Here is a 19,630-nt window from a genome sequence, read left to right on the forward strand (position 1 = left end):
AAAATTCAAGTTTTAAGTTAAAAGTTGTAGGTTCAGTTTGAATTTTGGTTAAAGTTTTGCCAAGCTTGAACGATTTGCTGATAATTTAAATAAGAAGTATTTGGAAATAGCAGTTTTGCTTCTCCCAGCTCATTTTTGGCACCAACGCCAACAGAAAATGCACTTGCACTATTTATTGCTTTAATACCAGCAATTGAGTCTTCAATTCCCACACAATCTTGGAGCTCGACATTGATAGCAGATGCAGCAGCTAGGAAAATATCTGGGGCCGGTTTTCCTGCCATTACTTTGCTGGGATCCGCAATTGCATCAAAAGCGGAATTTAATTGCAGTTTTTCTAAAATATAAGGCCCATTAAGACTGGCTGAGGCTAATGAAAGCTTGACATCATGTTCTTTAAATTGGGTGATTAAATCAGATATCCCTGGCAGAATATTTTGCGGTGTTAAGCTGGCAAGTAATTCGCGAAAGATTTTATTTTTTTCGTTAGTCATTTCTTGAAAATCCGCAGCACTAACTTTAATATCCAGATAGTTTAAAATCGCGGTTAAAGAATCATTGCGACTAACTCCTTTGGTTTGCTTTTCCAAGGCAGCAGGCAATTCGCGGTTAAAGTGATTTTTAATTAATTTGCGCCATGCCTGAAAGTGATAAACGGCTGTATCGGCAATTACGCCGTCAAGATCAAACAGTATGCCTTTCATTTAAGAACTTCCTTTCACTTGCTAATGGTGTTTGTACCATGATTTCTTTGATTTTTGTAAAATCATTATCTGAAATATTGATAAATGGGAGCATTACGTTCAGCTCGGTTAAAGAACTACCACCAAAAGTCTCCAGATTCTTAGAATCTTGCAAAAAATTAAATACGTTATTGATTGGTGCTAAATTTTTCACTAATTCTGGGTCAGTCATAATTTGCTTAACTGGCATTGCCAAATTGTAATATTCAATGTAACTAGTTACTGGTTGGTAGCTAATAGTGTATTTTCCGCCATTAAGAGTTAGTGGCAATTCTTTATTGACACCGTTTACTTGCACTTGTCCGTTAGTTCGAGGCAGTTTCACCGTTACTGTTTGTCCAAATGGAATAGTCAAGTTAATTTCAATTGTATGTTTTTCGTCTTTTTCAAGTTGATATTCAATTTGGAGATCACCATATGAACTTTCATAATGACCTTGAACCTGCTTAAGCCGATAATCAAATTGTGGTGCAAATTCAACTTTTTGGTAGCCATTTTCTTGTTGATGGAGCCCAAGAACTTGTTGATAAACCCACTGCATGATTGCGCCGATTGAGTAATGATTTAATGAATTCATTCCTTCAGGATTCATTGAACCATCAGGCAAAACGGAGTTCCAACGTTCCCAGATGGTAGTAGCGCCAAGGTTAACGGCATAAAGCCAACTTGGGAAATCTTCGTTTAGAAAAATTTGCATGGCTAGTTTATGCTCACCGTTTTCTGACAATACTTGACAAATCAACGGGGTACCAACAAAACCAGTCTTTAGATGATTATTATCTTTACCAAGGCGCGTTACTAAATCTTTTACGACACGCTTTTTCTGCTCTTCGGGAATTAGCCCAAAGCGTAGTGCCAATGCATAAGCCGTTTGGGTGTCAATTGCTAGGCGGCCATTTTGCGTGATATATTCAGCTCTAATAGCTTGTTTAATAGCTTTAGCTTGTTCAGCATATTGGTGAGCATCTTCTTGCTGACCTAAGACTTTTGCGCTGGCAGCAACGATTGAGCTTGAGTAGTAATAGTAAATGGAGGCAATGAAGTCTTCATCAGTTTTACCAGTAGGCATTGCTGGATTTTCACCATCAAGTGATAGCCAATCACCAAATTGGAAGCAACCTGTCCAAAGATTTGGGGTTGAGGTAGATTGGCTAATCCAGTCAACCCAAGCCTTCATACTAGGATAATTTTGCCTTAAGATTGCGGGATCACCGTATGCCTCATAAACTGTCCATGGAATGACAGTCGCAGCATCACCCCAAATAGCGGCCCCGCCACTGTCATTACCCATTGCTGGGGCATACATGGTAAGCATTCCAGTGTGCTGTTTTTGTTCAATTAACATGTCTTTAGCATATTTTTTGAAAAAGGCATAAGTATCCATATTTAAAACGGCTGTACTTGAAAAAATGTCTGCATCACCAGACCACCCAAGACGTTCATCACGTTGCGGACAATCTGTTGGCACGTCAAAGAAATTACTTTTTTGACTCCACATTACGTTAGCTAACAGGCGGTTAACTTTTGGATTATCTGTCTTAATGGCACCGGTAGTTTTCATATTTGAATAGATTACTGCTGATCTAAAATCTGCCTTAGTTAGTGGTTTAGTATTGCCAGTAACTTTGACATAGCGGTAGCCATAATAAGTGAAGTGGGGACGCACCCATTTTTGTTCACCATTGGAAGTATAATAGAATGCTGCTCGGGCTTCCCTTAAATTATCACGGTAAAAATTACCATTTTGCAGAATTTCACCAACTTCCAATTTAAGGGTAGTACCAGTATTTTCACGGTTAAAGAATTCTGGCCATCCGGCATGATTTTGGCCGAAATCTAAGACCGTTTCACCAGCTGGTGTCTTAATTATTTCTTTCACGGGAAGATACTCATTGATTGTAAGAGGCAAACTTAAACGATCGTGTAGAATTTTCTTAGAGTGATCGAGCACGGTTACTGGCTGCCAGTTAGTTATTACATGAGTATCATCATAATCTTCACCGTAATAGATAGCCGACTTAGTGATTTTACCTGAAGTAGTTTTCCAGGAAGCATCACTTAAAATAATTTCCGTTGAATTATCAGTGTATTGAACATGTAGTTCGGCAATCGCCATTTGGCGATTACCATAGATATTGTCTTGTCCGCCGTCAAAACCAAAGTTACCTTTATACCAACCATCACCAAGTGAAATTAGTAATTCTTGATTAGCTGACTTTTGAAGTGGTTTAGTTACGTCATAAGTTTGAACTTGGATTAATTGATCGTATGCGGTAGTGCCCGGGGCTAGTAATTCATTGCCGACCTTTTCATTATTTAAATAGGCTTCATATACGCCCAAACCGGTCATGTAGAGACGAGCGCTTTTTACCGGCTTTATCAGTGTGAATTTTTTGGCAAGCAAGGTGTTTTGAATATCTTTATCATTATTGCCAATCCAACTAGCGGTAAACGGCTCAGCCATTTTACCGGTTTCAAAAAAACTACTCTTACTACTTTCATCGGTAGCGTTTTTAACATAAATGGTTAATTCGTAACGGGTTCTCGGCTGCAAGTTAAGCGCAAAATCAAAAAAGTTATTTTTGTAAACTTGCCAGTTTGAATCGTAAATTTCTTTATCTGCTTTAACTACGATTCTTTTTTTTGTGTCCTGTATAGCGGCGGAATTTGTAAGATTAAAGGCAACCCGTAAATGATTATCTAAGTCATAGCCAATGGGCTCAGTCATATGATTAATTGTAATCTGATTAATTTCAATCATTATTCTGCTCTCTTTCTATAGACGGGTATCGAAGCGACCACAGAAAGGATCTACTGGATTTTTACCAAGAAATTCTTCTTGACCCATCATTTTTTTCAGTAAGGCATCAATCGTAACTTCATTGCCTGTATAAGTATTAATGTAAGTTGAAACCATCGGAATATCAAAGAGGTGGTATGGGTTGCAAGTAGAAACAAAGACAGTTGGGATATCCTTCATGAACCATGGTGCATCAGCAGCCATCAAGTGAATCCAATCTAGTCTAGTGGTAGTCTGGTTACTTGCCGTTTCAATGTTAGCTACATAAAAGGCAAGGTCAAAGCGATCTTTTTCAAATTGAACGCCACCTTCAAAAACTTCTTGGAAATCTAGGCGTTTTCGATCAAAAACAGTGACTTGGAATCCTTTTTCTTCAAGTTTTTCTTTAAATTTAGTAGTTACTTTACCGCCTTCTTTAAAGCCACCATCATCAGTATCACCTAAAACGACAAGACGAACTCGGGGGTATTTCTTTGGCGTTAGTGGCAATAATTGGTCACGGTCCTTAACCAGAGTGATTGATTCTTTAGCAACCTTAGCCGCGAGCTTTTCATGTTCTGCTAATTTTAAGTCGAAATTACTTGTTGCAGGTTCACAAAGCTCGCCCGCAGTATTCATTACGCCTTGGGCAACCTTAGTTGCAATTATTCTTGTTACTGCTTCATCAATGCGGGCCATCGGAATAGTGCCATCAGTAACGGCAGCGGTAATAAATTGATAATCTTCGTCAATGTCTTTGTTAAAGAGAATCATGTCAATACCAGCATTGATTGTTGCTGGTAAAGCTTCTGAACGTTTCATTATTGCATTATAACCAATCATTGGCGTTGCATCAGTAATCGTTAAGCCGTTGAAGTTCAAAACTTTCCGAAGTAAGCCGTTAATTAAAAGCTTAGAAGTTGATGCTGGTCTTAAGTCTTTATCTTCAATTCCTGGCTCAAGTCGGCGTTCCCAAGCTGGTTGCATAATATGAGCAATCATGATACTTGGTAAACCATTATCAATTAAGTGGTGATAAATTTCTCCGTAAGACTGCATCCAATCGTCAGCGGAAAGTGAATTAATCGAACTTAACAAGTGCTGGTCACGTTCATCGACACCATCACCAGGGAAGTGTTTAGCAACAGGAATAACGTGGTTAGCATTTAGTCCGGCAATTTGAGCATCTGACATTCTAATTACTCGTTCTTTATTACTACCATATGTGCGAACGTTCATAATTGGATTACGGAAGTTTTGGTCAAGATCAACAATTGGAGCAAATGACATGTTGCCCCCAACCTGCTTTGCTTCGTAACCAGAAACTTCGCCTAAGTTATAAGCGTTTTTAGTATCATCGGTTGCCGCAATCTGCAATGGGCGGCCAAACCATGTACCACCATTTACAAGTCCATTACCGCCGGCTTCAAGATTAGCTGCAATTAAAAGTGGAATGTCACTTGCTTTTTGTGAAGTTGCTATTTCATGCTGTAATTTTTTAGCATCATCAGGACGGTACATAATTCCGCCAGGTTGATATTTTTTTACAAATGCAGCTAAGTCTGTGTTGTCTTCATCTTCACCAATGACAAAGAAAAGTTGACCGATTTTGGCTTCGGTTGACATACTTGCCACTTTTTGCTTAACAAAGTTAATTTGTGTAGCAGACAAGTTATAGGGCTTTTTAGATAGGTCTATCATCTTTTTCCTCCATGTGCTATAAATATAAATTGATTTAAGATTTATTCTAATCTAGTGTTAGCAGTTCTGCTATTGCCAAAAATCATAAATATTGTGTTGATTTCACAGATTTTATTTTGAAACAGAGATTAAAGTTTAAATAAACTGTACACTACCAACGAAAGAAAGAGTAAGCATTTTGAAAGAAGAAGTATTGCGCCTATTACGAAAAAATAATTCATCCCGAAATTGGTCAGATGTTCTTTCTACGGTTGAAAAAAACGGTAATCTGACAAAAAAAGTTGGACAAATCGAGAACGAACCAATCTACCGTTTCTTTGATACCTATTCGGATGATTTAACACTTAACAGCAGTTCTATTTCGATTGCAGTACAACCGACTAATTCTTTTATTCCATATCATATTCATGATTATGTGGAAATAATGATTCCACTAATTGAAGACTGTGTGGTGGTTTTAGGGCATTCCGAAATTAAAGTTAAACAAAATAACTTGATTTTTATGGGAAACAGAACTATTCATAAAGTTAAGCCAATTAGCAAAAGAGGAGTGGTTGTTAATATTGCATTACGAAGTTCAGCTTTTTCTTTAAACGAACTTGACTATTTAAATCATCGCGAAAATGGCTCTAACATTTCTAATATCTTATTTTCACTTTTATCCAATGAGGAATATGGTGAGGGTCGTTATAGTCTGTTTGAAGTTAGCCATGATGTTAAAATTACTAATTTAATCTATGATATTATTTCAGAATACTATCACCCTGATATCCAGTCCGATCAGTTGATTCGGTTGGAAATGTTAATGTTATTTTCGCTATTAATTAGGCAGGCAGCTAACGCTGAAATTAAGGTGAAGGATTTTCGCAAGAAAAACAATAACTTACTATCACTTCTTTTATATATTGAAAAACACTACAATAACATTACATTGCAAAAGATGGCCACCCACTTTGGCTTTAATCCCAATTATTTATCTGACTATCTAAAAAAGCATACTGGTAAGACCTTTATCCAATTAGTGCATTTACAACGAATAAATGTTGCAGCTGAATATCTAACTTATACGACAGCGCCAATTGAAAGGATTGCTACTAGGGTAGGTTACGAAAATCCTTCGTATTTTTATAAAATTTTCAAAAAGTATTTTGGAATTTCACCAGCTGAATACCGTCAAAAAAATAGTTAAAAATATGACTAGTAATGTGACTACCGGTCATTTTTATTTTTTGTTATTCATTAAAAACTGGGAAATGGATATAGTTTCTCTGTTTTTTGAATATGGCATTTCTATATTTCGACTAATATACTTTAATTAAAAATGAAAGATATTAATGAATAAGGAGTATAGGAATGAAAACTTTTCAAGCATGGCTAGAAAAATATCTAGTTCCATTTTCAAATAAATTAGGACAGAATAAAGTCTTACAAAGTATTTCTTCGGGTATGATCATGACTTTACCAGTAACAATTGGAGCATCTGTTTTTTCAATTTTTGCTAGTTTTCCTATTAAGTCAGTGGCAGACTGGTTTGCTAAAGTAGGTATTACACCGTCAATGACATCAATTGTTAATGGTACTATGAATATTCTGGCAATGTTTATTGCTTTTACTATAGCATATAGCTATGCACAAAAATGTGAAGCAAATGGTACAGTTGGAGGGTTATTTAGTTTAGCAAGTTTCTTTATCTTAATGCCACAAACATTGCCGGGGAAGAAACCAATCAATGCTTTTCAAATTACTTACTTGGGTAGCCAAGGAATTATTGTAGCAATTTTATTATCAATATTTATTGGCGTGTTATACGTTAAGCTGTATAGAAATAAAAAACTAACTATAAAATTACCTGATTCAGTCCCAAGTATGGTTAGTTCGTCAATTGAACCATTAATTATTGGAATTATTATATTTACTATTGTATTTATTATTAGAGCAATTTTTGATTATTCATCTTTTGGAAACGTTTTTGATTTTATTAATAAATTAATCACGGCACCTTTAATGCATGTCGGCGGTTCGCCAATTACTCTAATTTTAATTATGGTTTTATCAAATGTACTGTTTACTTTTGGTATTCATCCAGCAGCTATTCAATCTGTCATTATTCCGATTGTGATCTCAATGATGGTTAGTAGCACCCCCGCTTATCAAGTAGGAAAGACAATTCCATTTTTGAGTAACTTAGTTGTGTTTGCCTTTTCAAATAATGATGCAGCTGGCGCTACTTTAAGTTTAGTATTAATTGCCTTAATCTTTGGTAAATCTAAGCGGTATAAAGAGTTTTTCAAAGTTTCAGCTTTACCAAACATCTTTAATATTAACGAACCAATCATTTTTGGAATGCCAATTGTTTTAAACCCATTAATGTTTATTCCATTTATTTTATCAAGCTTTGTTTCTAGTGGAGTAGCGTTATTAGCTGTTAAAATAGGCTTTATTACAAACTATAATCCTAGTCTTGGAATGGGAATGCCTTGGACAATGCCTAAGTTAATTGCGGACGCAATGATTATGGGCTGGCAAGGTGCTGTCGTTTGGCTAATCAATTTTGCCTTAATGTTTGTCATTTATCTCCCATTCTTTAGAGTAGCCGACAAGCAGGCTTTAGAGGAGGAAAATAGCAAGAATGACTAATCAGTTTCATTTAAAAGAAGATTTTCCACAAGATTTTTTGTGGGGTGCTAGCACATCTGCCTTTCAAGTAGAAGGAGCTGCTAATGAGGATGGCAAGGGACTAACAGTTGCCGATCTTCGTTCACAAAAAAGCAGGTATTTGAATACTTCACCCGGTGTGGATCATTATCATCACGTTGAAGAAGATGTGGCATTAATGGCAAAACTCGGTCTTAAGAGCTATCGGTTTTCCATTTCATGGGCACGGATTTTTCCCAATGGCAATGATCAAGAGCCTAATCAAAAGGGAATTGCTTTTTATAATAAATTAATTAACCTTTTAGTTGAAAATAATATTGAACCGATAGTGACTTTATTTCATTTTGATTGTCCAGTTGGCATAATTAAGGAATATGGGGGTTGGTCAAATAGACGGGCAATTTTTGATTATTATTGTTATGCCAAAACAGTTCTAGAATTATTTGGTGACCGTGTTAAGTACTGGCTTACAATTAATGAGCAATCTCTTATTGCTAATGTGCCAGCTATGAATGGCATAACGGATTCAGATAAGCATCAGCTTCGGCAAAAAGGAGAAAATTCCAATTATTACATGTTTTTGGCTCAAGCTAGAGTTTATGCGTTATGTCATAAATTATATCCTGAAAGCAAAATTGGTCCTGCGGTTTCTTATATGACTAATTTTCCTTATGATCATACGTCTACCAACGCATTAAAAAGTAAATCCATGGAAGATATGATTTCTTTTATTGATATGGATGTAGCACTACGGGGCGAGTTGCCATCATATTACAAACGCTATTTGATGGATAGTAATATTGAGCTTGACGTGCAGGTTGGCGATGAGCAGATTTTACAAAATGGTAAGGCTAACTTTTTAGGATTGAATTGGTATTCAACTTCAGTCTTTAAGCTAAGCCAAGAACAAAGTCCTAAAATGCTTGATGGGGTCATTTCGAATGTTGAAAAAGTAAAAGATGATCGCCTGATGAATTCTGAATGGGACTTTTCGTATGATCCAGTTGGATTACGTTTTGCTCTGCAAAAAGTTAACGACCGTTATCCTAATATTCCAATTATTATTACTGAATGTGGTTGGCCAGAACGGGAAGAATTAGAAGAGGGTAAGGTTCACGATACCAAGCGAATTAAATATTTAAATGGTCATATTTATGAATTACGCGAAGCAATTAAAGATGGCGTCAACGTTATTTCCTTTAATCCGTGGTCATTTTTAGATTTATTAAGTGTGAATGATGGCATGGATAAGCGCTACGGTTTAGTTTTCGTTGACCGCGATAATTATACTGAAAATGATTTGGCACGTTACCCGAAAGATAGCTATTATTTTTACCAAAAGGTAATTGCAACTAATGCCCAAAATGTTGTGAAGTTAAACATTGATGAAGATAAAGAAGAGATTTAAAAATGGCTAAAAAAGCCATTATGCTGTGCTGTTCCAGCAGCTGAAGTAGATAACAAAATTGCGCAAGGCAATATTAATTGCATTTTGCTTGGACCGCAAGTTCGTTATATGGAAAATGAATTTAAGCAAAAAGTAAAAGGAAAAAATATTGGTTTAGCTGTGATTGATATGCAAGCGTATGGCTTAATGGATGGATATAAAGTTCTTGCGCAAGCATACCAAATAATAGGTGAATAATAGTTAAGTATTAAAAAAGTCATGTCTATTAGGCTGTCTTTTTTATTTCGAAAAACTGTGATTTAAGCATAATGATAGCATGGTAGAAGGTTATTCATTTTTTACCTTTACTGATATTTTTGAAGAGCAATCGCAAAAATTGGGTCAATTCCATGGTGGTTATGGTTTGCAAACTGTTGATGGAGTTGAAAAGCCTGTTTATCGTATTTTTGAAATTTTACATAAGCTAGGTTTTAAGCGATTGGGTGTGCAAGGCAATGATCAGGGAACTGCAGAGCTTTTAGCTGTACGAAATGATGTAGATTTGCAATTACTTGCATATAATCACAATGTTCCAAGTGAAGAAATTAAAACAGAAAAAGTGCAGATAGGACTTGAAAGCAAAAAAAATTTTGCTGGAATTTTAGAAAAAATCGATGATAGCCATGCTAACCCAATGAAAAAATGGATTGAAATGGGTAAACCAGACTACCTTAAACAACCAGAAATAGATTTCTTGAGGGAAAATTCTAAATTACAAAAAGAAAAGATTTTAGTTGAAAATGGGCAAATTATATTAAATTTACTCCCTAATTCGTGTATATTTATAACAATTCCTAATTATTTTTCGTAGAAAGATCACTCCAAAATAATTTTAATATATTGTTAAAATGGTTAATTAAATTACATAACAGGTAAATTATAATAATTCTGATAAATTGTTTTATGTTTTGATAAAAAAGTTTAATTATGCTTACGTATGTAAACATTTTGAAATAATAACATTCTAAGTAATAAAAAATTATAGTAGCGTAAAATTTTGAATAAATAACTAAAAATGCCCCCCGATTTATTAATAAAAACGGTATAATTAAGGTAAATTGAAGGGAGCATTATTCAAATGATGTGTGAAAATTTATTTTTTAAAATTTTATGGGTAATTGTCTATGGCATTACTGCTTACTTTACTTTTACTGATAAAATGATGATGGCGATGTACTGGATGGCTGGGGGAATGTTTGCCCAGGCTGTTGTTGATTTGGTTTACCATTTTTGGACAAAGAATAAAAAATGTTAATTAAAAGCAACTTCATTTTGAAGTTGCTTTTTTAATGATCATTTTCAATTAAAAAATTTTGAATAATTTTTTCTCGCATTGCTAAAAAAATTTGATTATGTCCTGTGGGATGAATTCGGTTAGTTAAAAGAATTAAGCCAGATTTTTTAATACGATCAAGAACAATTAAGGTTCCAGTATAACCAGTATGTAAAATAATTGGATAATTATCTTGCGGGTCAAAGCGTAAATCCCATCCCCATGAACGTGGCGCAACACCGCTGGGGTTCTTATTATCAAATAGTAAACTAACAGTATCTTGACTAAAGGGGAGGATATCACGATCGATTCCAAGGTAGCCTTTACAAATTTTCACTAAGTCGTTTAAAGTTGAAAACAGCCCAGCGGAGCCACAATCTTGCCCAAGTTGACGAGCTTTAGGATCATGGGGGATGCCTTGAAGAATTTTATCTTTGACTAAAGCAGTAGGAACACACAAGTTTTTATCAGGCTTAAAGCCTGTTTCTTTTAGCCCCATTGAATTTATAATTTCTTGCTGACCAACTTTTTGTACAGGAAGATTGTAAATTTTTTTAATGACTAGGCCTAGAAGAATAAAATTAGTATCAGCATAACGCATTTTATGTTCAAATTCATTGGTTATCGGAAGGTGAATAATTGCGTCTAAAAGTTCATCATGGCTAAGTTCATCGCGGTTTTTTATCCATCCCCGAATGCCACTTGTATGTGTCATTAAGTGAAAAAGTCGCACCCGCTCATCGGTAAATTCAGGAATAAATTGGTGCAGTGGTTCGGAAAAATTTAGTTCATTTTTTTGATAAAGTTTTAATAAGATATTTTCTGTAATTAATACTTTAGTTAAACTTGCTAAATCATATTCTGCAAATGGACTGAGTTGCGTTACGGTGGGATAAATGCTTGCAAAACCAATTGTTGATGTAAAAATTTGCTCATTGTTAATAAAAGCGTAATTAACGCCAGGGACTACACGGTCTGAAACCATTGATTCAATTAAATTTTGGGTAGCTGAATAATCAATCATAAAATTTGTCCTTAATTAAATTTGCATACTCAGTCTATTATATCCAATTTTGTATCTCAATAGCCAAAATTATTCTACGGTTTAATTTTGATTTTTTTGGTGCAATTTTCGATTTAACGATTTAACAAACATCTTTGCTCTAATTAGACTTACGGACCAAACAATTAAATAAATAATACAAAAATTAATCGTAAAATCAAGTAGGTAGTACCAGTTCCACTCGTGTTCATTAACTAAAATACTCAGGATGATAAGCAAAAAATAAGTAATACAGAAATGGACCAAGGTTTGCTTAGTAATACTCCAAGTTTCAATCCGATAAATAAGACTGCTACAACCAAAAATAATTCCAATTAGTGCCCAAATAACTAAGTCTACCAAATTTACCGAAACAGAATGCTGAAAAAAGCGTTCGAAGTTTGATAGTGATGAGAAGGGATTGAAAGAGGGACTAAAAATAAGGTATGAGAATATGCCAATATTGACTCCAATTGGAGCGGACCAAAGAGCTAATTTTAAAATTTTTTTGCAAAGGTTCATGATAAAAACTCCTTTTTAATTTTTTGCATGTAACGGCGTGAACTATAGGTTGTATGGCCATTTTTAAAAATAATTTGATAAATGCCATTTCGCGTAAGGGCAAATTCTTGAATACAACTAAAATTTACGATTTCAGAACTTGAAACTTGAATGAAGACTCGTTGAGGTAGAATTGACTTGATTTCATATAGTCGCTTTTTTAAGCGATAATTTCCTTGATTAGTCTCACAAATAACTTTCTTATCTTGTGTATGAATAGAAATTACATCATATAGGGCGATTACCTTTTGGCGTCCATTTTGATAACCAATCAGATTTTGTTCATTGACAAAATAAGACAAATTATCTTGTAAAGTAGTACTGTTATTATCAATTTGAGGTGTATTAACAGTCACTGATAGATCAACTGCCTGAGGGTCAATTTTTTGATTAACAAGCATAAATGCATCTCCTTTCTGTTTTTTTAAGATAGCAAAAGTAAATATGTTAAACAACAATTTAAAGATGAATGGTCATTTTTTTAGGATAAATGGTAGATCGACTATAAAAAAAGCAATTACCTGCCAAATTAATTAAAAAAATACTTTTTTGCGATAAAAAGCACTTGACTTTACCCCTGGCTTCAAGCATAATAATTACTGTTGATTTTGCCCGTTGGTCAAATGGTTAAGACGCCACCCTCTCAAGGTGGAGTTACGAGTTCGATTCTCGTACGGGTGATTTAACACTGGGATATAGCCAAATGGTAAGGCACAGGTTTCTGGTTCCTGCATGTTTCGGTTCGAGCCCGGATATCCCAATATAAATGGCTTAACAGCAGGCTTTAAGAAGGTCTTAAAACTGCTTTGTCCATCATATTATTTGAACTAAAAAAGCTAGATGAAATAAATCATCTAGCTTTTTTAATCTCTTTATCGCTTTTTCTCTTATCCTCATCAATATAGTAGGCATAGACGTCTAAGGCTGGCTTTCATCGCACTGATTTTAGCAGTTCGTGGTAATAGAAAATTTTAGATATGCAAAACAAATACAAGGCTATTTATCAAGCAATAGATTATTGCTCAGATAGTTAAAGCCAGCTATTTAGGACGATTTTAAATACTGTATATAGATGAACTTAAAGACTGGCAAGTTGCTAACAAAGTTAAATATAGTGCCCCTTGCTATAGCGCTTTGAAACGATATGCCTTATGCCAATTTGCTGATTTTATTGAAACTTGGAAGATTAAATATGATGTAGATAGACCTGAATTAAATATTTACAAATATAAAAAAGCTTAGGTAGCCATAAAAAGTTACTTAAGCTTTTTTATTTATCAAATAATTGTCTATGTGAGCCTGTATCGACTAAATAAAGGATTAGTTCGTTATTTTTGATTTGATAAGTTAATAACCAATCCGGTTCGATATGTAACTCACGAATTCCTTGCCATTTGCCTTTAAGTTCGTGGTCATGATACTTGGGACCAATGTTGTTTGTAATGATAGCTTCTACAGCAGCAAATAGTTTGTTAAGATCTTTCCCCTGTTTGACTGCTTGCTTGGCGGATTTTTTGAATTTACGTGATTGCTTAATCTTGTACATATTTACGCAAATCTTCTTCCCAATCTTTAACAGAATCAAACGATTCAATATTACCTGATTTGATTTCATCCAAAGCTTGGTCTAATTCGCTAGTCACACGTGGCTGAAAGGGTAATTGGCGATCATCAACGGAACGCTTTAAGAACATTGTAATTGCAGAGCTTAAAGTTAAGCCCATATCTTTAAAAACTAAATCCGCTTCATTTTTTAGATCGGTATCAATTTTAACATTCAAGTTAGTTTTTTTACTCGTTTTAATTGACATTGACATTTCCCCTCTTTCTTTTATTCTAGGGATATTATATCCTTGTTTCATTCTTTAATAAAGCATAATAAATAAAAATGGATAAATGATTGGTATGATTTTTAAAAATCGGTGCAGATTCGGAGATGAATCCGTAATTAATGGGTGTTATATTAATATTGTCGGTAGTAGTATTAATAATCATTATGGTAATAATCTTGCTACAATATTTAGAAATTATGGTTTAGTAACTTTGAGAATAGCGAGCATACATGGAGGATAAAGCAATGAGTAAACGTATGGCTTGGACAATAATATTAATAGGTTCAGTAATAACAATAATTTTAAAAGTATTGATGATGGCAAAGGGATAATCTGCTCCAGCTCATGCAATTAAAGTAGCTTAAATCATAGAAATAAATTTAAGTAATAATTATTACATCGCCCTTAGTCCCAATAGCAAGAACCCAAGCAAAAACGGTAAGCAATCAGTGCTTACCGTTTTTTACATCCCAGCTTGAATAATATTCTTATCGGCCATTGACTTACGCAATGAAAGTAGGGCCGTGTAGGTTGATAAAATATAAACTTTCTTAGTTGGTAATTTGGCTAATTGCGCAATGACATCATTATCAGTTTTGCAGGTAGTCATCTGAGCTGGATTAAAGCCAGCAACTTCCAAACGAAAGCTCATATCATGCCAGCGCTGACCGCCGACGATGACCTTTTTAATTTGGGACTGGTGTAATTCTTCAAATTGTCCATCCCAAATCCATGAAGTATCAATTCCGTCAGCGTGATTAGCATTCAGTAGCGTGACTAATGAATAGTCTTCTTTTTCTGTATTTAATAAGTGGAGTACTTCATCTAGACCTACTGGGTTTTTAACTAAGATCAAATCAATTTCTTTATCGGCATAGTTAATCAATTCTTGCCGCCCAAAGACACGCTTGTTTTTGGCAAAGGCACTGGCGACTTCGTCATCACTAAGACCAAAATAACGGGCAACGGCGTAGGCGGCTAGGGCATTGTAAATATTATAGGTACCGCCGATATTGATACTGTACTCTTTAGTTCCCATTTGAAACTTAAGGTGGTTGGGGCTTTGCTTAATAATTTGGTTAACTGAATAGGTTAACTGCGGACGCTGATAGTCGCAATTAGGACAGAAAAAGTCGCCAAGATTTGCGTAGATTCGATCGTGAAAGTGCAAGATATGGTTGCATTGCGGGCAAAGGACACCATCTGTGTTAACTGGTGCAATGAGATTATTTTCTGCTTGATCGCTAGGTAAGTTAAATCCATAAAAAATCTTCGGATTAGGTAAATCAACAGAAGAAAAGATACTGGCATCGCCATTGGCAATTACGGTTGCTTTTGGTTCAAGTTTGATGCCGTCTAGAATCTTTTCATAAGTTGTATAAATTTCGCCATAACGATCCATCTGATCACGAAAAATATTGGTCAGAACAAAGCAACTTGGATGCAATAATTCAGTCACCAGCTTCACGTTGGCTTCATCAACCTCTAACACGGCAATTTTGCGGGAAGCTGCCTGGTCTCTATGTGCTAAAAAGGCAGTTACAATTCCTTGCTGCATGTTTGAACCAGACGGATTAGTTAAAACATCACCATATTTTTCGCGTAAAGATTCAACAATTAACGCCGTTGTCATTGTTTTCCCATTCGTGCCCGTTACAATTACAGTTTCATAATCATTGGCTAAAGTATTTAAAATTTTAGGATCAATTTTCATAGCAATTTTACCTGGAAAACTAGTCCCACCTTTAAGGATATTATGTAAAAACCAGTAACTTAATTTTCCGGTAAATTTAGCAATTCTAGATTTTAATTTCATGTTTATCCCTCGCTTTAAAATCAATATCAACTATAGCATAGGCGACAAACTAAAACGAGTTTTTGGTTATAATTTAACTGCACAGATTTTGATTTTCATCTATACTAGATAAGTTAGGTGAATTTGATTTGAACAAAGGAGCAAAAATGGCACAGTTATTTTTTCAATACGGCGCAATGAATAGCGGTAAAACCATTGAAATTCTCAAAGATGCGCATAATTATGAGGTGCAAGGTCGTAAAATTGCACTTTTAACAAGCGCTCTTGATACTCGTAATGGTGTTGGTAAAATTGTTTCAAGAATTGGTCTTCAGCGTGATGCTATACCAATTAGTCACGAGATGAATCTTTTTACTTATATTCAAGAATTAAATGCTCAAGACGAAGCCCAAGGGGATGGACCAATTGCGTGTGTCTTTATTGATGAAGCTCAATTTTTAGAACGACATCACGTTATTGAATGTGCCCGAATTGTTGATGAGCTTAATATTCCGGTGATGACTTTTGGTTTAAAAAATGATTTTCAAAATAATTTATTTGAGGGAACTAAAAATCTTTTACTTTTTGCAGATAAAATTAAGGAAATTAAAACAATTTGCCACTACTGTGGCCATAAAGCTATAATGAACTTGCGTATTCATAATGGAAAGCCTGTTTATGAGGGCGAACAAGTCCAAATTGGCGGGGACGAAAGTTATCACCCAGTTTGTCGTTTTCATTATTTTCACCCCAAAGCAAGAATAGAGAGGGATTAAAACAATATGGATAAAATTATGGCACAGCTTGAAGGTCTGATTGCTCATTATGAAGAGTTACAAGAGATGATGGCCGATCCTGAAGTTATTAATGATACTAAGCGCTATATGGAAATTTCAAAAGAAGAAGCTGATTTGCGTGAAGTAGTCGAAAAATATAAAAAGTTTAAAGCAGATAAGCAAGAAATAGCTGATAATAAGGAAATGATGGCTAGTGAAAGCGACCCTGACTTAATCGAAATGGCCAAGGCAGAAAATACTGAGCTGGAACAAGAAATCGTTGCCTTAGAAGATCAGATTAAGCTGTTAATGCTACCTAAAGATCCCAATGATGATAAGGACATTATCATGGAAATTCGTGGAGCAGCTGGAGGAGACGAAGCGTCACTTTTTGCAGCAGATTTGCTTAGAATGTACGAAAAATATGCTGAACAACAAAATTGGCAAGTTTCAGTAGTTGATAGTGAGCCCACTGAGGTTGGTGGTTATAAACGCATTGCCATTATGATCAATGGTAATAAGGTTTATTCTAAGCTTAAATATGAAAATGGTGCCCACCGCGTTCAACGAATTCCAGTAACTGAATCTCAAGGAAGAGTGCACACTTCTACGGCTACCGTTGCTGTAATGCCGGAATATGAACAAGTTGACTTTGAAATTGATCCTAAAGATTTACGAGTTGATGTTTATCGGTCAAGTGGTGCCGGTGGTCAGCACATCAATAAAACTTCTAGTGCCGTGCGGATGACCCACTTACCGACTGGCATTGCTGTTGCAATGCAGGATCAGCGTAGTCAGCAACAGAACCGGGAAAAGGCTTTGCAGATTTTGACTTCACGTGTTTATGATTATTATGAAAGCCAAAATCGTGATCAATATGATGCTAAACGAAAAGATGCTGTTGGAACTGGTGACCGTTCTGAGCGAATTAGAACCTATAATTACCCGCAAAACCGGGTAACTGATCATCGGATTGGGTTGACAATTAATAAATTGGATCGCGTAATGAATGGCGAAATGGATGAAATTATTGATGCTTTGATTTTATATAATCAGACAAAACAATTAGAGGAGTTGGCCGACCAAAATGGCTAAAATTAATACTTTAAATGATTTAAATACCTGGGCAACCCAAGCAGCTGCCGATCAGCGGCCAGAAGATATTGCCTTTTTATTGGCAGAAAGATTAGGCTTAAGTCCAAGTGAATTCCAACTTAAGCAGGAGCTAGAACTTTCATTAGACCAAGTCCAACAAGCTCAAAAAGATATCAAAAAATTAGCCAGAGGGATTTCACCGCAATATATCTTGGGCTATTCTTGGTTTTTAGGTTATAAAATTATGGTTCAGCGTGGAGTATTGATTCCGCGTTTTGAAACTGAAGAATTAGTGGAATGGGCTTTGCAGAGTTTGCAAGCAAACGATAAGATCCTTGACTTAGGTACAGGTTCTGGTTGTATTACGGTTGCTCTGGCTAAAGAAGCAGCCAAAAAGGGTTTTACTGATCTTAATTTATACGCATCTGATGTTTCAGATGTAGCTTTAAGGACTTCTGAAGAAAATTTCTTAACCTATCAGGTAGATGCAATAGTTCGTAAGGCTAATGTTTTAATTGGCTTAGAAAAATTTGACAAAATTATTTCTAATCCGCCCTACATAAAAGATACCGAGCGCGCAGAAATGGATCAAAATGTTTTACAAAATGAGCCCGAAGAAGCCCTATTTGGCGGTGTAGATGGTCTTAACTTTTATCGTAAATTTGTCCAGCAAGTACGTGAACATTTGAATAATGGCGGTGAATTTTTCCTAGAGTATGGCTATAATCAAAAAGAGCAACTACAAGATCTATTTGCGCAAGAACTACCAGACTTTACAATTGAATTTAAAAATGATTTAGCAAATAAGCCACGCATGGTGAAGGGAAAGTGGAATAACTAATGGAGACCAAAATATTCTTACCCGAAGAAATTGATGCTGCAGCCAAATTACTTTTAGCTGGTGAATTAGTTGCGTTTCCTACGGAAACGGTCTATGGGTTAGGCGCTTTAGCAACTGATGAAAAGGCTGTTAAAAATGTATATGCGGCTAAAGGTCGTCCAAGTGATAATCCCTTGATTGTAACCGTAGCCGATGAAACGATGATGAGTAAGTATGCCAAGGCTGTTCCTAAGCGAGCTAAAAAATTACTTAAAAAGTTTTGGCCAGGTCCGCTTACTATTTTATTAGAAGTTAAACCTGGTTCTTTACCAGAAGCGGTAACTGGTGGATTAAAGACAGTAGCATTTCGTTGCCCTGATAATAAATTGACGCATGCGTTAATCACTAAGCTAGGTTATCCAATTGTCGGCCCATCGGCCAATACTTCTACTAAACCTAGTCCAACTACCGCGCAGCATGTTTTTCACGATCTTAACGGAAAAATTGCTGGTATTATCGATGGTGGTCCCACCAAGGTAGGGCTTGAGTCAACTATTATTGACTTATCTGTGGCAACTCCTATAGTTTTGCGCCCAGGTGCAATTACGCCTGAGGAATTGGGGTCCGTCTTACAGGAAAAGGTTTTAATTAATAGTGGCAAAGTTAGTGAAAAAGATGTCCCTAAAGCTCCTGGCATGAAGTATCGCCATTATGCTCCTAGTGCGCCAGTAATTATTGTTGATAATTTAGCTGATTTTAAAGCAATTACTTATGATAATCAAACAGCAGTAATGGCGTTAAATCCGGTTTTAGCTAAAATTGATTTACCGCAAGTAAATAAGTTTAATTTGGGTGATAATCTAAGTGATGCTGATCATAATTTGTTTGCTGGCTTGCGTTATTTTGATGATCAACCAAAAATCAAACAGATTTATGTTCAAGGTTTTAATGGTAGTCAAGCGACCATGGCTTACATGAATAGATTAGAAAAAGCTGCTGCTGGTCATCATTATCGGGTAAAATAAAAAATATTTAGAAAAAAGCTTTAAAGCGTTTGTTTTTTTGATTAAAATAGCAATGGATTTAGAGTAATTACGTATAGGAGGAATAT

The 19,630-nt window shown here is 35.4% G+C and carries 18 protein-coding genes, 2 tRNA genes and 1 pseudogene; 12 read left to right on the top strand and 9 right to left on the bottom strand.

Annotation, left to right across the window (positions count from 1 at the left end):
- Positions 1-32: 32 nt before the first annotated feature.
- Genes pgmB through BM203_RS04815 form a run of 3 tightly spaced genes read right to left on the bottom strand, consistent with a single transcriptional unit; the run spans position 33 to position 5,223 of the window.
- Positions 33-704, bottom strand: coding sequence for a beta-phosphoglucomutase (gene pgmB / locus BM203_RS04805; protein ID WP_090093187.1), 672 nt, complete (start codon positions 702-704; stop codon positions 33-35).
- The gene (locus tag BM203_RS04810) at positions 685-3,501 is read right to left on the bottom strand and encodes an alpha-L-rhamnosidase (RefSeq protein WP_090093256.1); all 2,817 of its coding nucleotides are present in this window, start codon (positions 3,499-3,501) and stop codon (positions 685-687) included. The genes pgmB and BM203_RS04810 overlap by 20 nt, the downstream gene beginning before the upstream one ends.
- An 18-nt stretch (positions 3,502-3,519) precedes the next feature.
- Entirely contained in the window at positions 3,520-5,223 is a 1,704-nt protein-coding gene (locus BM203_RS04815) for a glycoside hydrolase family 3 protein (RefSeq protein ID WP_090093189.1), read from the bottom strand.
- A 178-nt stretch (positions 5,224-5,401) separates the two neighbouring features.
- Here BM203_RS04815 and BM203_RS04820 point away from each other — a divergent pair, with 178 nt between their 5' ends.
- The 6 genes and pseudogenes from BM203_RS04820 to BM203_RS08505 all read left to right on the top strand — a co-directional run bounded on the left by BM203_RS04820 (position 5,402) and on the right by BM203_RS08505 (position 10,580).
- A complete protein-coding gene (locus tag BM203_RS04820; RefSeq protein WP_090093190.1) occupies positions 5,402-6,412 on the top strand; it encodes an AraC family transcriptional regulator in 1,011 nt (336 codons plus the stop codon).
- Positions 6,413-6,576: 164 nt separating this feature from the next.
- Positions 6,577-7,860, top strand: a complete 1,284-nt coding sequence (locus tag BM203_RS04825; RefSeq protein ID WP_090093191.1) for a PTS sugar transporter subunit IIC — start codon at positions 6,577-6,579, stop codon at positions 7,858-7,860.
- Complete coding sequence (locus BM203_RS04830; protein WP_090093193.1) at positions 7,853-9,286, top strand: glycoside hydrolase family 1 protein; 1,434 nt, start codon at positions 7,853-7,855, stop codon at positions 9,284-9,286. Before BM203_RS04825 ends, BM203_RS04830 begins: the two co-directional genes overlap by 8 nt.
- A gap of 54 nt (positions 9,287-9,340) precedes the next feature.
- A pseudogene (locus tag BM203_RS04835) lies at positions 9,341-9,523 on the top strand (PTS sugar transporter subunit IIB); the annotation flags it as partial.
- Positions 9,524-9,602: 79 nt separating this feature from the next.
- On the top strand, positions 9,603-10,136 hold the full coding sequence (locus BM203_RS04840; protein ID WP_090093197.1) for a GH39 family glycosyl hydrolase: 534 nt from the start codon (positions 9,603-9,605) through the stop codon (positions 10,134-10,136).
- 267 nt (positions 10,137-10,403) lie between these two features.
- Entirely contained in the window at positions 10,404-10,580 is a 177-nt protein-coding gene (locus BM203_RS08505; protein WP_165777851.1) for a hypothetical protein, read from the top strand.
- A 31-nt stretch (positions 10,581-10,611) separates the two neighbouring features.
- Here BM203_RS08505 and BM203_RS04845 read toward each other — a convergent pair whose 3' ends face one another.
- The 3 genes from BM203_RS04845 to BM203_RS04855 all read right to left on the bottom strand — a co-directional run bounded on the left by BM203_RS04845 (position 10,612) and on the right by BM203_RS04855 (position 12,602).
- A complete protein-coding gene (locus tag BM203_RS04845; protein WP_090093198.1) occupies positions 10,612-11,622 on the bottom strand; it encodes a serine hydrolase domain-containing protein in 1,011 nt (336 codons plus the stop codon).
- An 81-nt stretch (positions 11,623-11,703) separates the two neighbouring features.
- Positions 11,704-12,162, bottom strand: a complete 459-nt coding sequence (locus tag BM203_RS04850) for a DUF3021 domain-containing protein (protein ID WP_090093200.1) — start codon at positions 12,160-12,162, stop codon at positions 11,704-11,706.
- Complete coding sequence (locus BM203_RS04855) at positions 12,159-12,602, bottom strand: LytTR family DNA-binding domain-containing protein (protein WP_090093201.1); 444 nt, start codon at positions 12,600-12,602, stop codon at positions 12,159-12,161. Before BM203_RS04855 ends, BM203_RS04850 begins: the two co-directional genes overlap by 4 nt.
- Positions 12,603-12,810: 208 nt before the next feature.
- Between BM203_RS04855 and BM203_RS04860 the strand changes: the two genes are divergently transcribed.
- Positions 12,811-12,882 (top strand) — tRNA-Glu (locus BM203_RS04860).
- Between the two features lie 8 nt (positions 12,883-12,890).
- A tRNA-Gln gene (locus tag BM203_RS04865) sits at positions 12,891-12,962 on the top strand.
- 509 nt (positions 12,963-13,471) lie between these two features.
- On the opposite strand, the gene BM203_RS04870 is transcribed toward BM203_RS04865, so the two are convergent.
- The 3 genes from BM203_RS04870 to BM203_RS04880 form a co-directional block, all read right to left on the bottom strand.
- Positions 13,472-13,747, bottom strand: a complete 276-nt coding sequence (locus tag BM203_RS04870; RefSeq protein WP_090093203.1) for a type II toxin-antitoxin system RelE/ParE family toxin — start codon at positions 13,745-13,747, stop codon at positions 13,472-13,474.
- Positions 13,734-14,012 (bottom strand): type II toxin-antitoxin system RelB/DinJ family antitoxin, encoded by a 279-nt coding sequence (locus BM203_RS04875; RefSeq protein ID WP_158593118.1) that lies wholly within the window; start codon positions 14,010-14,012, stop codon positions 13,734-13,736. Before BM203_RS04875 ends, BM203_RS04870 begins: the two co-directional genes overlap by 14 nt.
- Positions 14,013-14,496: 484 nt before the next feature.
- Positions 14,497-15,849: a Mur ligase family protein gene (locus tag BM203_RS04880; RefSeq protein WP_090093206.1), complete on the bottom strand. Its 1,353-nt coding sequence runs from the start codon at positions 15,847-15,849 to the stop codon at positions 14,497-14,499.
- A 146-nt stretch (positions 15,850-15,995) separates the two neighbouring features.
- On the opposite strand from BM203_RS04880, the gene BM203_RS04885 reads away from it, so the two are divergent.
- The 4 genes from BM203_RS04885 to BM203_RS04900 are packed head-to-tail and all read left to right on the top strand — an operon-like array spanning position 15,996 to position 19,544.
- A complete protein-coding gene (locus BM203_RS04885; protein ID WP_090093208.1) occupies positions 15,996-16,604 on the top strand; it encodes a thymidine kinase in 609 nt (202 codons plus the stop codon).
- A gap of 6 nt (positions 16,605-16,610) precedes the next feature.
- On the top strand, positions 16,611-17,699 hold the full coding sequence (prfA, locus tag BM203_RS04890; protein WP_090093210.1) for a peptide chain release factor 1: 1,089 nt from the start codon (positions 16,611-16,613) through the stop codon (positions 17,697-17,699).
- A complete protein-coding gene (prmC, locus tag BM203_RS04895) occupies positions 17,692-18,540 on the top strand; it encodes a peptide chain release factor N(5)-glutamine methyltransferase (RefSeq protein WP_090093212.1) in 849 nt (282 codons plus the stop codon). Before prfA ends, prmC begins: the two co-directional genes overlap by 8 nt.
- Positions 18,540-19,544, top strand: coding sequence for an L-threonylcarbamoyladenylate synthase (locus tag BM203_RS04900; RefSeq protein ID WP_090093215.1), 1,005 nt, complete (start codon positions 18,540-18,542; stop codon positions 19,542-19,544). Before prmC ends, BM203_RS04900 begins: the two co-directional genes overlap by 1 nt.
- Positions 19,545-19,630: the final 86 nt, after the last annotated feature.

The organism is Lactobacillus bombicola, from assembly GCF_900112665.1.
Taxonomy (GTDB): Bacteria; Bacillota; Bacilli; order Lactobacillales; family Lactobacillaceae; genus Lactobacillus; species Lactobacillus bombicola.